This window comes from Prosthecobacter sp., from assembly GCF_020439865.1.
Lineage (GTDB): Bacteria > Verrucomicrobiota > Verrucomicrobiia > Verrucomicrobiales > Verrucomicrobiaceae > Prosthecobacter.
The window spans coordinates 28,402-43,776 of record NZ_JAGRPF010000102.1; the positions used below are offsets into that span (position 1 = coordinate 28,402).

The 15,375-nt window shown below is 58.9% G+C and carries 10 protein-coding genes; 5 read left to right on the plus strand and 5 right to left on the minus strand.

Annotated elements, in window-relative coordinates; translation table 11 throughout:
• Positions 1-64: 64 nt before the first annotated feature.
• Both KDL09_RS10965 and KDL09_RS10970 read right to left on the minus strand, forming a co-directional pair.
• Complete coding sequence (locus KDL09_RS10965) at positions 65-3,151, minus strand: PVC-type heme-binding CxxCH protein (RefSeq protein WP_294384717.1); 3,087 nt, start codon at positions 3,149-3,151, stop codon at positions 65-67.
• A gap of 80 nt (positions 3,152-3,231) precedes the next feature.
• Positions 3,232-4,656, minus strand: a complete 1,425-nt coding sequence (locus KDL09_RS10970; RefSeq protein ID WP_294384719.1) for a LamG-like jellyroll fold domain-containing protein — start codon at positions 4,654-4,656, stop codon at positions 3,232-3,234.
• A gap of 131 nt (positions 4,657-4,787) precedes the next feature.
• Here KDL09_RS10970 and KDL09_RS10975 point away from each other — a divergent pair, with 131 nt between their 5' ends.
• Positions 4,788-5,672 carry a polyphosphate kinase 2 family protein gene (locus KDL09_RS10975; protein ID WP_294384720.1) on the plus strand — a complete coding sequence of 295 codons (885 nt, stop codon included), beginning with the start codon at positions 4,788-4,790 and terminating at the stop codon, positions 5,670-5,672.
• Between the two features lie 54 nt (positions 5,673-5,726).
• Here the strand turns inward: KDL09_RS10975 and KDL09_RS10980 are convergent, their stop codons facing one another.
• Positions 5,727-8,666, minus strand: coding sequence for a PVC-type heme-binding CxxCH protein (locus tag KDL09_RS10980; RefSeq protein ID WP_294384721.1), 2,940 nt, complete (start codon positions 8,664-8,666; stop codon positions 5,727-5,729).
• A 91-nt stretch (positions 8,667-8,757) separates the two neighbouring features.
• On the opposite strand from KDL09_RS10980, the gene KDL09_RS10985 reads away from it, so the two are divergent.
• Entirely contained in the window at positions 8,758-9,291 is a 534-nt protein-coding gene (locus tag KDL09_RS10985; RefSeq protein WP_294384722.1) for a hypothetical protein, read from the plus strand.
• A 10-nt stretch (positions 9,292-9,301) separates the two neighbouring features.
• On the opposite strand, the gene KDL09_RS10990 is transcribed toward KDL09_RS10985, so the two are convergent.
• A complete protein-coding gene (locus KDL09_RS10990) occupies positions 9,302-10,696 on the minus strand; it encodes a hypothetical protein (RefSeq protein ID WP_294384723.1) in 1,395 nt (464 codons plus the stop codon).
• Between the two features lie 40 nt (positions 10,697-10,736).
• The gene (locus tag KDL09_RS10995) at positions 10,737-12,161 is read right to left on the minus strand and encodes a Gfo/Idh/MocA family oxidoreductase (protein ID WP_294384724.1); all 1,425 of its coding nucleotides are present in this window, start codon (positions 12,159-12,161) and stop codon (positions 10,737-10,739) included.
• Positions 12,162-12,261: 100 nt separating this feature from the next.
• Here KDL09_RS10995 and KDL09_RS11000 point away from each other — a divergent pair, with 100 nt between their 5' ends.
• From KDL09_RS11000 to KDL09_RS11010, 3 genes are all read left to right on the plus strand, one after another.
• A complete protein-coding gene (locus tag KDL09_RS11000; protein WP_294384725.1) occupies positions 12,262-13,263 on the plus strand; it encodes an ABC transporter substrate-binding protein in 1,002 nt (333 codons plus the stop codon).
• A 212-nt stretch (positions 13,264-13,475) separates the two neighbouring features.
• Complete coding sequence (locus KDL09_RS11005; protein WP_294384726.1) at positions 13,476-14,726, plus strand: histidine kinase; 1,251 nt, start codon at positions 13,476-13,478, stop codon at positions 14,724-14,726.
• Positions 14,677-15,354, plus strand: a complete 678-nt coding sequence (locus tag KDL09_RS11010; protein ID WP_294384727.1) for a response regulator transcription factor — start codon at positions 14,677-14,679, stop codon at positions 15,352-15,354. Before KDL09_RS11005 ends, KDL09_RS11010 begins: the two co-directional genes overlap by 50 nt.
• Positions 15,355-15,375 lie beyond the last annotated feature (21 nt).

Here is a 15,375-nt window from a genome sequence, read left to right on the forward strand (position 1 = left end):
CTATTGCCAGAAACACCTCCGGCACTCGGCAGCCCTTGGCATTGAGAGCGCCATCCTTGCGCGCCTACCGTCCCAGCCCCGCCAAATACGCCACCAAATCCCGCAGTTCCTCCCGCGTCATGTTCATGATCAGCCCCTCCGGCATCAGCGACCCCGCCTCCTGCTTCTCGGCGATCTGCCCTGCCGTAAACCGGCTCGTCTGACCGCTCGCCAGCTCCCGCAACTGCAGTTCCCCGCCTGCCTCGCTCACTTTGTAGCCTTGCAGCTTGCGACCGTCCTTCAGCGTCAACGTCGTCGCCACATAGCCCTCTTTAATTTGCCGGTTCGGCCACACCACGGCCTCGATCAACAACTCCACCGGCACGCCACGGCCCACCGCGTCGAGCTCCGGTCCCACCACGCCGCCCTGCCCGCCGATCTTGTGACAGGCGGTGCATCCCGACAGCGGCGCATTGAAAACAGTCTTTCCCTTCGCAACGTCGCCGCTGCTTTTTACTTCTGCCGCCAAAGCATTCACCCAGGCCGCGTCGTAGGCTAGCACGGTGTTCTTCACGCCGAGGATCTTGCCAAACGCCGTCGTCAGCACCGCATCGCCGCGTCCTGCGGCGGTCAGAGTCGTCATCGCCAGCTTCGCCGCCTCGGCCGAGCACGGCATCTGCTCCAGACTCTCTGCCAAAGCCGTCACCGCCGTGTCGCGCGCCAGCAATGGCGACAACCACGCGCGCATCGCATCTGCATCCAGGATGCTCCCCAGCGCTTCCGCGGCGATCTGTCCCGCCACCACCGGTTTTTTCTCCACCAAAGCCGCCAGCGCCGCCGTGCGCACATTCCACGGCTGCTTGGTATCCTTCGCAAAGTTCTCAAATGTCTCCATGGGTTCGCCCAGACGCGACAACGCCGTCAAAGCCGGAGCACGGACGCCTTCGTCCGCTTTCAAAAGCTCTCGCATCACTCCTTCCGCACTCTTCACACGCCACGCACCCGCCAGCACGCACGCCGATGCCTTCTGCGCCGAGCTACCGCTCTTCAGCAACTCCAAAACCATCGCCTCCGTGCCTTCCGGCATCTTTCCCGCACGCTGTGATGCCATCGCGGCGAGTTCATCCAGCATCGCAGGATCCTTCATGCCCAGTTTGAGCACCATCAAGAGATCGTCCGGCTTTCCTTTGCGAACCATTGCCACCATCAAGGCACGTCGTGTCTCCGCCTCCATCGCCTCACCCTTCTCCGTCAGCATCGTGCGCACCACGCCCAGCAACTCCGCACTGCCTTCCTTCTCCACGAGAAATGCCAGATGCTTCGGCGGAAGCTCCTGCAGGATCGCATACGGCGGCTTCTTCCAATGCGGCGCTGTCGCATGCACCGCCAGCCACAACGCCCGCTCAATGAAACTGTCCATTGGTTTGTCGAGCACCTTCAACGCCACCTTGATGGCTTCGGGAGATTGCACTTTGGCTGCTGCAACGACGGCTTCGAGGCGAACGAGAGGAGCGTCGTCTTCGACAGCTTTTACCAACCAAGGAATCGGATCGAACACCTCCTGGAATTTGTTCATTCCAGCGAAATGCCCGAGTGTGTGCACAGTATAGGCACGTATTTCAGGTGTGTCGCTATGCAACGGCGGCGCCCAAGAGCAGAAGTCAGGAAGCTCAAGCCACTCAAATGCTTGGTGTAGCCTCCAGAGGATGTGTTGTTTTTTCGCCACATTGGTCTCGTTGCGCAATCGTTCTGCCCATTCAGCCAGGACCTTTCCAAACTCACTCATGCCATCGCCTTTCGGGAAATACGCCTCCAGCCATTGAGTCCCCAGCAGCCTTCCTGCTTGATATTGTGTCCATCGGTCCCCTTCATCCCAGCGCTCAAACAAATCAGCTATCTGGGATTGCTGGTTAAGTTGACTCCATTCAGCAAGCTTCCTTCCCTTCGCGAGCACCCGCCAGATCCGCCCATGTTTCGCATCCCGATTCGGATGCCGAAAGCTCGCCTGATAGTGGCCAATGATCGGATCATACCAGTCGGCGATGTAGAGCGCGCCTTCGGGTCCAAAGCGAATGTCAATCGGCCGGAAGGCCACGTTGTCGCTCGTGATCAAGGGCGGCTGCTCCACGGCCTCCATGCCGCTGGTGAATTCCTTGTCAGGCACGAGTTTGTAGCGATACACCGCATTCTCAAAGAAGCCGCCGCTGATGATCTCCTCCTGCATCGACTCCGGCCAGTGCGCATTGCCCACGATGTCGATCCCGCAGAACTTCCGCAGGCCGCTCGTCTTGATGATCTGGCCGCTGTAGGGCAATTGGAAACGCTCCAGCACGAAATGCGGCACCCCATGCACCTGCGTGCCTTTCTGCTCGCGATTTTCCTCCGCGTCCTCGATGAGCGAGGTGCTCACCTCCATCGGTCGCGCCCAGAACATGCCCGCGGCGCCCGCCACCATGATCGGCTGCCCCCATTTCGTGAAGGCAGTGCCCCACGCATTCAACGGCATGCCCGTCGGATATGGATTCAGCCGTCCGCTCTTCGGGTAGTAATGCCAGAATCCCGCACCGTAGAGCGTCTTCGTGCCGTGCACCGTCGTCACACGCGAATAGCAGTGCAGCCCTTGATGCATCACCAGCGCGCCGTCCGGCGCCCAAATGAAACTGTTCAGGCACTGATGCGTGTCACCCGTGCCAAAGCCGCTGAACACCACCTCGCGACGATCCACTCGATCATCACCATCGTCATCGTGCATCAGCCACAGCTTCTCGCCCTCGCCGACATACACCGAGTGACCATTCGGCGATTTCACACCCGGATCACGCGGCGCCAGTTCCATGCCCATCGGCTGACTCAATCCACCGGCAAAGACCGTGCTCTTGTCCGCCCGTCCATCGTGATCCGTGTCTTCGAGAATGATGATCTTGTCATCCGAAACGGTGCCTGGCTTCGGTTGCGGATAGTCGCTTGTCTGCAGCACCCACAAACGCCCGCGTTCATCCCAGCGAATCGCGATCGGGTTTGGAATCCCGTCTGCCTCGCTCGCAAACAGGTTCACCTCAAATCCATCCAGAACCTTGAACGACTTCAACTCAGCCTCTGGCGAATGATCTGCCGGCGGTTCGCCAACCGAGATGCCTTTTTTCTGTTCTGGCTGCGCGAAAGCGATGCTCATGAAGAGGACCGCGGGCACTCCTGCCCGCAACAGAGCGCATGTGACAGCGGACAAAAGTGTCCGCGCTCCCCTCATGGACTTCACGGAAGCTTTCCTCCCAATTCGTTGGCCAGTTTCCATATCTCGTTCTCCTTCGCTTCAATCAGCGGTTTGTACTGCTCCACCTCACCCGGAAACCAGCGCTGTGTCGGATCCACGTGATCGCGACTACTCGGTTGTGCCGTGCGGTCCCCGTGCAGGAATGCCCAGTTGGCTGGACGCCAGTAGCGATGCCACAGCGTGTTCTTCTCACCGATCAGCGCCTTCAACCGACCGTCAGTTTTTTTCGGGTCACCATCCCACATTTTCGCGATCCCCATCCCCCACTGCGCCGCCCCTGCCGAAGTCAGATTCAGCCCGTCGCGTGTCGCTCCCGGTTTTATTTCGCCTTTCTGCGCGACGAATAATGCGCCATGCGCCTTCGCCACCTCAGCCATCACGGCCGCATACTTCTTCAGCGTCGCGTTGTGCTTTGAGAGCTCGCCTTCGAATGCCAGCGGTTCCATCAACACCAGCCGTGGTGTCACTTCCGCGCACACCTTCACCATCTTCTCCAGCGCCCCACGAAACTCGGGAATTCCATCCTCACCACGCTCGAAGCACTCCTGACGTCCGAACATCAGCATCACCGCCGTCGCCCCCGTGCGTTCGATCTGCTGTTTCAGGCCGCCGAAGTTCATCGGACGATCCTGACGAAACACCGTGTCCGCCTCCCACGCGAGATTCCGTACCTTCACGCGGCTGCCCGGAAACTGCGTCATGAGCAACGCCTCCATCGTCCCATCCTCCATCACCGCCTCAGCCTCCGTCCCGCCGAGCACTGCGATCACTTCTTCCGTCATCAGCTTCATCGATCCTGAGAACGGCACCAGTTTCGGCTTTAAACCCGCCATCGGCGGCATCGCAGCCAGTTCGAGAATCTCCGGACGATTCAGAGCACGATTGTAGAAGCGGAGGTTGGTGATCTGGCCTTTGCTCATCGTTCCAGACAACAAGAAAGCTGCTTCTCGCACCTCGATTCCTCCAAGAGGTTCCTTCCATGACAATTGTTCGACTCCGTTCAGCCACAATCCAGACTGAGCTTGTCGTGGGTCACGCTTCACGTTCAATGTCACATGTTCCCAGCGCCCGGCGGCATTCATGGCGGGCATCGCGAGCCAATCATCTGGTTTCCACGCGCATCGGAGAACAATGCCTCGTTGCGAGCCAACATCGAAGTGCATTTGCGCCCCTCCCTTGGACTCAAGCCACAACACATCTTTCACATGATCACCTCCAGGAAACGCGTCCAGCTTGATGGCAAACGCGACAGCGAAATTCTCCAGCATTATTCCATCCGCTGACTTCGGCAGCGCCAACGGATGATTCAGATCCAGCGGCATCACCTCATCCCATTTTGCGATGAGCCCTTGGTTCAGATCCACCACATCTCCCCCAACCTGCGCGACTGCGTTGCAGAGAAGCATGAGATGGGTGCCGAGAACTAACCGAAGGAACATGGAGCCGAAAAAACAGGCGGCATGGCCGCCTTCTTGCACTTCGTTCTGTTCATCGTCACGCATTGCTGTTAATGCTGTGATCATCCGACTTTCCCCGCATGAAACTCAAGCTCGATCTCGACGACTTTCGCGTGCCTGATGGCAAACCGTTTCGCATCAAAAAGGCGAAGACCAAGGTCAAAGACCTCTACAAGGACGACGCGCACTACGAATCGCTAATCGCCGAGTTCCGCACGGAGATCGACGACCTGCAGCAGAAGATGTATGCGCAGGACCGCCAGGGCCTGCTGCTGGTGTTCCAGGCGATGGACGCGGCCGGGAAGGACAGCACGATCAAGCACGTGATGAGCGGCGTCAACACGCAGGGCGTCGAGGTACATGCCTTCAAGCGGCCCACAGCCGCCGAGCTCGACCACGACTTCATGTGGCGCACCACGCGCGTGATGCCGCCGCGTGGGCGCATCGGCATCTTCAATCGCAGCTACTATGAAGAGGTGCTCGTCTGCCGTGTGCATCCGGAGATCGTGACCAAAATTCAGCGTCTGCCCGCTGCGACGACCAAGAACATCGACAAGCTGTTCGCCGACCGCCTCAAGGACATCCGCAACTTCGAGGCCTACTGCCATCGCAACGGCATTCTCATCCTCAAGTTCTTCCTCAACGTCTCAAAAGCAGAGCAGAAAAAGCGCTTTCTCGGCCGCATCAACACACCGAGCAAGAACTGGAAGTTTGAAGAAGGCGACGTGGGAGAGCGTGGTCACTGGAAGGAATACATGGCCGCCTACGAAGACGCCATCCGCACCACCGCCACCAAGGAATGCCCTTGGTACGTCGTGCCTGCCGATGACAAGAAGAACATGCGCCTCATCGTCAGCGCTGCGCTCCTCAAGGAGATGAAGAGCATGAAGTTGAAGTATCCCGAGCTGCCGCCGGAACAGTTGAAGCACCTCCAGGCGGCCAAAGAGATGCTGCTGGCGGAGTAAGGCGTAGCACGGGCTTTCCAGCCCGTGATTCAATCGCGGACAAGAATGTCCGTGTTACTTCAAGCTCCGCAGCCACGCGACGAGATCGAGCAACTCGCCCTCAGGCATCGTTTGATCGAGCCCTTGAGGCATCAGGCTGGTCGTCAGCGTGGTGTCGCCGGTGATGGCCTGATGCGGGATGGTCTTTTCCTGACCGGCAATGTCGATCACGAGCAGGCCTTCAGCAGTGTGGGATTTGATTACGCCGAGCGTTTGCTGGCCATCGCTGGTTTCGATGACATGAGCTTCGTAGTCGCGGGCGAGCGTATTGGAGGGAAAGAGGATGCTCTCGAGAAGATCTCGTTCCGTGCGGATAGCACCGATGTGGGAAAGGTCAGGCCCGAGGGCACGACCGGTGTCACCGATCTTGTGGCAGGCGATGCAGGTCCCCTTCCCTGTCCTGAAATATTGCTCGCCCTTCGCCGCGTTACCGCTGGCAACAACCTTGTCAGACATCGGTCCGAGTTGGCGCTTCTTCGTTTCGGTGGTGGCGATGGCGGTGTTGTAGGCAGGCAGGATGATCGTCTCAAAAATCTCCGGTGGCAGATCGGCCAGCGCGCTTCGATACAAGCTCTCCTGCTGGCTAGCGATGGCCGGATTCTTGGCGATCTCGCGGGCGATCATCGTGACAATTTCAACTTCCTTGTGGCGTCGAAGCAAAGGTAACAACGTTTTCAACTCTACCGGCCCCACGGTGGCGAACAGCGGTGCGACTTTTTCCATCTGCTCCTTTGGCATCGGCGCCGTCGCCAGCATGCCCGCGGCCTGAATTTTTGCCGCGGCACTCGATCCGGCATCGGCGAGCACATCTTTGACCATGTCGAAGGTCTCGCCGGTGAGTTTGACCGAGTTGGCAGAATCGAGCGCCTTCAAACGGATGGAGAGCGGACGCTTCGTGTCATTCGCTATTGCTTGGAGCGCAGGGTCAAAATGCGGCGACTTCAGTTTCTTGATCGCATCGAGAAGAAGGGGCGAGGGCGACCTCAAGGCAAGTAGTCTGTCGAATGAAGGCAGCCAAGTGTCATCGCACACGGCTGCTGATTGCGAGGCAAGAACTCGAAGAACGCACTCCAAAACAGGCTGACGATCGTCGCTGAGCATCGATTCAACCGTCTTCTGGCCTTCTTTTGTGTGAAGGGTTCCAGGAAGTAATCTTTCGATCTGCGCAATGTCCTTTAGAAGGATATTCTTTTCGATCCAACGAGTAACGTCTGGATTGTCACGGCTTGCCTTCCGCCGAGGCGCGATTTTGCGCTTCAGCCCTTCGAGGCAATCTTTGGCAATTTCATGATCACGCACTGCGAAAGAAACAGCAGCCTCGACAAGGGCTTTGTCACTCGACGCCGACAGATGCACAATCACTTCCGAGTATCCCTTGAGTGATTTCACATTTGCCAAGGAAGCTTTGAGAGCCCTCGCCATGAACTCATGCCCAAGTTCATTGTGTCGGGCCAGCGCAGTGCCAAGAAACTCCCCTTCCTGCCCAGGTTGAATGGACCTTGAACAGGCATAAATCACCGCATGCTCCAAAGAGGGATCAAGACTTGAAGCGAGCTGCTTGAGCCAATCCTCCCTTGAAAGCGCGACACTGTTCGTCCGGGCAAGCTCTTCCAACGCTTGGCGCCTCTCGTGCATGTTTTTCGACTTCAATGCAGCTCCAAGTAATTGGATGTCATTTTTGCGAACGGGGGCGTCCGCGCTAGTGGAGGCGAGTGGCACAGCCCGAGGCTTCTTCTGCTTGATTCGATACACAGCACCCAGCAAATCCGACTTCGCCATCAAACTGCTCGGGCAGCCGATGCGGAACCAGCCGCCGGTGTCGATGAGGAGGATGGAGCCGTCACGCGGATCCTCCATCACATCAGTGAGATGGATGTCGGGGTTGTGGAGCTTAAGGAATTCGTTTTCGACGGCCTTGTAGGTGCTGCCGCTGGGCGTGAGTTCCATGCGGACGAGGCGCTGGGTGTTGAAATGGGTCACCATGAACTGCTCGGCGTCCTTGTTGCGGGCAGGAGTGCCCGCGTTCCCTTCATAAGCGTGCCAAAAGCAACTGCCGCTGACGGCGACGTGGCCGAAGTTGTACATGACGGGCATGGTTTCGAGCGTGCGCGGAAGATGCGCGATGGCTTTGAGCTGGTCGCTGCGCTCATAGACGCCTCCGTACAGCCAGTGGACGATGGTGTCGCCGCGTGGCTGGGTGTAGTACAGGTTCTGCACGCCGATGATGTCGCCGCTGCGGGTGAAATCGACTTCGACGGGGTTGTCACCGCAACCGAGTGAATGCCAGGCGACATCGCTGCCGTCCGGTTTGCAGCTCCAGATGCCGCAGGCGAGCGATTCATCGACCAGCGTCCCGTCCTTCTGCGCGACTTTGTGTCCTTTGCGGCCATGGCACCAGTAGAGGCGGCCGTTCGGATGCAGGAACGGACCGTGCACGTCGGCGGCATTGCCGGTGTACTCGAAGCCACCGACGATCATCTCGCGCTGATTGGCGACGCCGTCGTTGTCGGTGTCGGTAAGTTTCCACAATCCGGGAGGAGAGCAGACGTAGAGGCTGCCGTTCAACCAGCATGCGCCCTGCGGGAAGGTCATCTTGTCCGCGAAGACCGTGCTCTTGTCGAAGGTACCGTCCTTGTCAGTGTCCTCGAGCATGAGGACGCGGTTCGGCGGATTCTCCTCAAGCTGCTTTTTGTTCCAGTTCACGCCGACACCGTCGCCGACGAACAGACGGCTTTTGTCATCGAGACAGCCCATGATGGGATGCGTGACGAGCGGTGATGCCGCCACAAGCTCCAGCGTGTAGCCGTCCGGAAGATCGTGCTTGGGCAAGGGCTTCGATGCTTTTCCCGTCACGACGACCGGACGTTTGCCACTGTCAGGAATGGTGTTGCCCTTGTCCGGCGGCAGGTCGGCGGCGAATGCAGGAACGGCGAGGAGGAAGAGAAGACGACGCATGATCAGCAAAGTACGCCACAGACGGGCCGGATGTGTCGAATGGACGCTCAAGCCTGTTGACACTCCTGCCGGGGTCTGCCAGAAGCGGCGCATGGAATTTAATCCCTACGCGGCACCACAGTCCCGAGTCCTTCAGGTCACGCCCCAGGCGGAAATTGATCGCATGCAGCACATCAACACGGAGGCGACGATCAAATCCGTAGGGGTGCTGTATTATCTGGGCGCCCTTGCGTTGACGGTGGCGGGAGTGGCCGCTTTTACCGGCCGGGAGATCGAGGAAGGCGTACCACCCCAGTTGCTGGGCGCGATATTCGTTGCCATGGGAGCCGGACAAGGAGTCGTGGGCTACGGTTTGCGCGGGCTGCAGAGTTGGGCGCGCATCCCCACGGTCATTTTCTCCTGCATCGGACTGATCGGGTTTCCTCTGGGCACACTGATCAATGCCTACATTCTGGCGAAAGTGCTCGGGAAGCAGGGGAAGTTTGTGATGACGCCCGAGTACAAGGAAATCATTGCCGCGACCCCTCATGTGAAACGCAAAACTTCCATCGTGGTGTGGGTGCTGCTGATTCTGCTGCTTATCATCCTGATCGGCATCATTGCGGCGGTCACGATGGGCAAATGACGCCCACGGTTTACAAGCGCCGCACTTCCTGCACTTCGAGTCCGGTGAGCTTCCATTCACCCTTCGTGGGTGTGATGGTGACGCGGGCGTTGTAGATGTTCACGCGGGGATGGCTGTGCCCCCAGTGGCCGACAATGCCGCGCGCCATCCAGTTGCAATCGGCGATGAAGCCGTCGCCCTTGGAATCGGGCTCAACCTTGTCCACCGTGGCGGAGAACTCGGCGATGGTGACGCGCGTGCCTTCCCGTCCGTCGAGCGTGAGCGCCTGAATGGTTTCGAGGTAGAGCTTGCGAAGCAATTCACCATCGACGCTGCGGGCGAGCACGTCGTAAACATCGGACTCGATGTGGTGGTCGAAAGCGCGGTACACATTGCGCAGCAGAGGGGTGACGATCTTTTGAGCCTCCTCCGCCTTGGTAATCTCCGGAATGCCCGTGCCCGAGCTGATAGGAATGACGAGCAACTGGCTCATGAGAACGGCCCCGAGAAGCCAGACGGCGACATAGGGCATGCTGCCACCGGGGAGTTTGCGGTCTTTGACCTTGAGGAAGATGTAAAACACCAGACCTCCCAGCAGCCAGACGATTCCACCCAGTGGAAGACGAAACGGCGCCGGCACTTCAAACCTCGGCACCGCAGCGAGAGGAGCGGGACGCGGAAGACGACCCTGGTTGCGCCAGCGGTAGGTTTTGACCGCGGAGTGAATCTCGCCCGCTTCACTCAAGGAACCGAAGAACACTCGAATTGGCAGCTTGCTGGTGTCTTTGAACCAGCCCTTCCAGGTGACATTCAGTTCCTCAGGTCCTGGAGGAGTGGCAAATTCCCACATGAATCCCACCATCGCCTGATTCAACGCCACCTCCTCCCCCTCTTTCATGGGCAGGGTGTTTCCCGGCAGGCCTTTGATGACGGCAACGACTGGCTGCGGTACGGGAAGCACCTCATCACCGGCGCTGAGCGCACACCAGTCGGAGGCCCGCGACACCGCTCGTTCGATCAACTGCTTCTGCTGCTCCGCAGAAAGCACCTCGGGTGCAGATTCCTCCAGCGCCAACCATGCCACCATGGTGGCAGCATCAAAGAGCACCTCCAATCGCGTCTGATATGGCTCAACATAGAGATAGGCCTGCGCCAGCGGACCAGTGATGACGAGCGACTTGTTCGTCGGCAATGGCGGTGGGGCCGGAGACGCAGGCTTGGCAGCGGGCGCCACCGCCGACGGCTCCGCCTTGGCTGGCATCGCCTGCTGGGGAGGCCCCAAAGAAGGCAGCGTCTCCAAGGGTTTAAGCGGACCGATTTTGATCGTGTCCTGTGCCAGCCCGCACGCCGACGAAAGCAGTCCGCCAACGAGGATGATGGCGCAAACGCTCCTGCTCAAATTCGGCAAAAAGTGGCGTTTCAACATTCGACGGTGTTGGCGGATTGGGGAGATGGCTGACGGCTGATCAAAGTGCCCACGGCTTGCGCCACTCCTTGGACAGCAGTTTCGAAGCAGCCGCGTTGTCAGCGATCGTCTCGGTCTTCGGATCCCACTTCAGGCCGGTGCTGTCTGTGCGCAGGGCAATGTTCGCCAAATGCGCAACTGTGATGCTGCGATGCGACACCTCGATGGGAGTGGCAGTCGGTTTGCCGTCGTAGATATGGGTGAGGAAGTTGTCCGTGTGATCCTTGCTGTCGTAGAGATGGATTTCTTCCGGACGGGTTTTCTCGCGGAGGATTTCAGGGCTGCTGGCGGTGATCTTGCCGCGGTTCACGTAGATCCACTTGCCTTCATCGCCCTCAAACATCACACCGACGTGATCGAAGGGCTTCTTAGCATTCGGATTGGCCAGCACAGCCTCGACTTCGGGCATGAGCTTGTGATCCGGACTGGCGACGTGCATGATCACACCGTTTTCATACACACACTCAAAGGAGAACGCGGTGGCGGTGTTGTAGAGCGCTGCACGGTCCATCGTGCCACTGACGTTACGCAATTCGACCGGGCCGGTGAGCTGGGTGCCCATGCCCCACTGGGCGATGTCGATGTGATGCGCGCCAAAGTCGGTGATCATGCCGCCGGAGAAATTGAAATTGTGCCGCCAGTTCAGCGGCAGCAACGCAGGGCGGTAGTCGATTTGTTCGGCCGGCCCGAGCCACATCTCGTAGTCGAAATCAGCGGGAAGAGGAGCCGGATTGATCTGATCTGCCATGCCATTCCAATTCGAGTGTCCGCCCGGCAGCCCCACGCGCACGCGCCTGAGTTTGCCGACGCGTCCGTTCTGCGTCATTTCACAGGCGATGCGGAAGTACTGATCGCTGCGCTGCTGACTTCCCGTCTGCCAGGTCACTCCCGCCTTGGCCACTTCATCGCTCATGCGACGACCTTCGGCGACCGTGAGCGCGAGCGGCTTCTGACCATAGATGTGCTTGCCTTTGCGGGCGGCATAGATGGCCATGTAGGCGTGCCAGTGGTCCGGTGTGGATACCTGCACGGCATCCAGATCTTCTTTTTCCATCATCTCACGGAAGTCGGCGTAAGCAGCACAGGCTTTGACCGGTTTGTTGGCGGACTTGGAGTAATGTTCGTCGATGATCTTCTTCCCGGCTTCGCGTCCTCCGGTCTCCTTGCCGTCATAGCCATAGTGCCCGTACTCCTTCATCGGATCCGCCACGGCGATGACCTGGCACTTGTCATTGTTCAAGAAGGAAGGCGTCCAGTCACCCGCGATCGTTCCCCAGCCGATGGCACCCACGGTAATGCGTTCCGAAGGTGCCGGACGACCGCCTTTGCCGAGCGCGGTGGCGGGAATGATGGTGGGGAACCCCAGTGCGGCGGCGCTGGTGGTCAGAAATCTGCGACGAGAAATGGTGGATTGGTCCGAATTCATGCCGCAACCTAGCGGGCGCCTCTCGCGAGGCCAGAAAAGAAATGACAAAGAACCGGCCCAAATCACACGCAAAAGTGGACATGATGCCCCCAACGACTGCATGCTCAGACAGATGAATCATTCGAACGCATTTCTGAAGCGGCTCCTGATCCCGCTGTGTGCGACACTGCTGCTGGTTGCGGTGTTCTTTTACCCTGAAAAAGAGCAGGAACGCCGGCTGAGAGTGGCTCCAGGCATGTGGCCGGGAGCCGAGGCGCTGCTGCTGGCCAACGAGTTCAAGGCCCTCCCGTCCGATCAGTTTCAGATCATTGAGATTCCCTGGTCCTCGGCCGTGATACGCGCACTAGGAAGCGGAGCGGTCGATGTGGCGGTCACAACCTTGGACAACGTGCTGCGAATGCGGGAGGCCGGGCAGAAGGTGCGCGTGATTCTGGTGCTGGACCAGTCCTTCGGGGCCGATGCCATCGTGGCGGGCCGGAACTTCCCGGATTTACAGAGCCTGAAGGGGCGCAAGGTGGGAGTCGATCTCCGTGGTGTCGGTGCGTATCTGCTGATGAATGCGCTGGAGGCAGCCGGCATGAAATCAGCCGACATCATCATCGTTCCGCTGGTTCAGCCAGAAATGGAACTGGCCATGGAGGCCGGAGAGCTGGATGCCGCGGTGGTCTCTGAACCTTGGCTGACGAGTCTAAAACGCGCAGGCATGCACAGCATCTATGACTCAAAACAACTGGAAGCCCCGATTCTGCGGGTCTTGGTGGCCACGGAGAGGGCTTGTTCGTCCTCGCGCCAGTATCTGAAGACCCTTCTGAAAGCCCATTCAAACGCGGCAAACGAAATTCGTTCAGCCCCCCCCTTCAAAGGCCTTCAGTCCATCCTGCGTCGCGAGGGCCTGAGCGCTGAGGAGTTTTCTTCCTGCCTTGAGCGGCTGCACTTTTTGGACGTAGGAGAGAATGCAGAAATGCTGGAAGGCGACTCTCCCAAGCTCGCACGGCTGGCGGCTGAAATGGAAAAGCAAATGATCAAAACCGGTCTGCTCAAGACCCGAGCGGAAGATTCCACCTGGATCGACCCTGCTTTTTTCAAGGAGGCCTTCCGGTGAAAGTTCTGAAGTCCATCCAAAACCGCATCACGCTGATCGTCCTGCTGTTCGGACTGCTGATGATCTTCTTCAACAACTGGCGCAACCAGCGCTGGCTGTTGGAGCGACGGCTGAGCCGTCTGGAGGGAGAGGCCGCAGACACCGGCAGCCGTCTGGCCGGCCTGCTCCAGCACCTCTCCCGGCGACAGCAGGAACGTGCCGCTGATCTGGAGATGTCCTACGTCTCGCTGTCACCCGACGTGGAACTGGGACTGGTCTGCGACAAGCAGGGAGTCGTGAACTACTCAACACAATTGCAATGGCGGGGCATGAATGTGCAGAGCACCCCGCTGGGAGCCGCGTGGAAACACTTTGCCCATGTCCTCATGACCATGGAACCAGTGGCCGCATGGGATGGCGAGGAGAAGTCGAAGTTTGTGGTGATGTCGCCGTTCTTTGAGAGCTACGATCCTTCCAGCAAGGCCGTGGTCATCATTCGATACGACGCTACACTGGCTACAACGCAAGTGCGCGAAGATGCCTGGCATGAAACCCGGCGGCAAGCCGGCGTGCTGCTGGCCTTGTGCCTGCTGTTGTGGTTCGCCCTGGACGAGCTGGTGGCCAACCGGGTGCGCAAGGTCGTGGAGATTCTGCGTGCGGCGGCATCCAGAGAAGGCCCCCCAAAAGTGCTGGAGGGCGAGGACGAGCTGTCGATTATTTCCAAGGAGTTTGCCGGAGCGATGGAACAATTGCGAGTGGCGGAAAACCTGGTGCTGGATGGAGCCGAGCAAGAACGCCGAAAAATCGGCCGGGACCTGCATGACGATCTCTGCCAAAGGCTATCGGCCACCAAGATGAAGGCCGAGGTAATGCTGGGTGTCGTCGAGGGGCATGATGAGAAGAGCGCCCGTCTCGCACGTCAGGTGGCCGAGGAACTCGCAGAATCCACCGTCATCGCCCGCAGCATGGCCTGGGGCCTGTCGCCGGTGGGCATCGAACGCCACGGGCTGAAAGACGCCATGGAGAAGATGGTGCGGTTTGCAGAGAGGTCCTACCAGGTCAAATGCTCTCTGGACTGCGCGAACGTGAATGACTACCTCTCGGGGAGCGCCAATGAGCTGCTGTTCCGTATCGCGCAGGAACTGGTGATCAATGCCTGCAAGCATTCCAGCCCCAGCGTCATGAACGTGACCATCCGGATGGAGGGGGGGGAAGTGTTGCTGAGCGTGATTCACGATGGCAAAGCGTTCTCCGAACCGCCTCCAGGGAAAGAACGAGGAATGGGACTCCATCTCATGGGCCAGAGACTCCGCACCCTCTCGGCCACGCTGGAAAGGACGGTGGAAAAAGGAGAAAAGGATTTCTCGATTGCCACCGTCCGTATCCCGCCAAACATTCAGCAAACCGCCCCCCCTTTCTGCAGCACACCTTCCGATGAAAACCAGTCCTCAACAGAAAACCATTCGAGTAGCCATCGTGGATGATCACACCATGATGCGTGAAGGCTGGCGCCTTTTTATTGAGAACGCCCATGACCTGACTTTCGCCTGGATGGCCGGAGACGCCTCCGAAGCAATGCGCAGAGTGGATCAAGACACCCCGGACGTGCTGGTGGTGGACATCTCCCTGCCCGACCGTTCGGGGCTCGAACTGATCAAGGATCTGCGACTGCTGCGTCCCAAGCTTCCCATGATCGCTGTTTCGATGCATGATGAGAAACTCTATGCCCAGCGCGCCTTGAAAGCCGGGGCGCGGGGTTACGTCATGAAGAGCGCGCCACAGAAAGTGCTGGAAAACGCCCTTCACAGGGTCGCAGGCGGAGGAATCGCCGTCAGCGAAGAAATGTCCGAGGAGATTCTCAGAGCCTTCTCATCCGGCACCGCGAACGAAACCAAGGATTCCATTACTGAACTCAGTGACCGCGAGTTTGAAGTTTTCCGCCTCATGGGCCAGGGAAGGAACACGGGACAGATCGCGGAAACGCTGCGCATCAGCACCAAGACAGTGGACGTTCATAAAATGAACATCCGCGCCAAACTGGGGATCAACGGATCCAGCGAGCTCGCCTACTTTGCGATTCGCTGGACAGAGGGCCAGGTGGCAGGCTCCTAGCCCCCCCCCTACTCTCGGCCT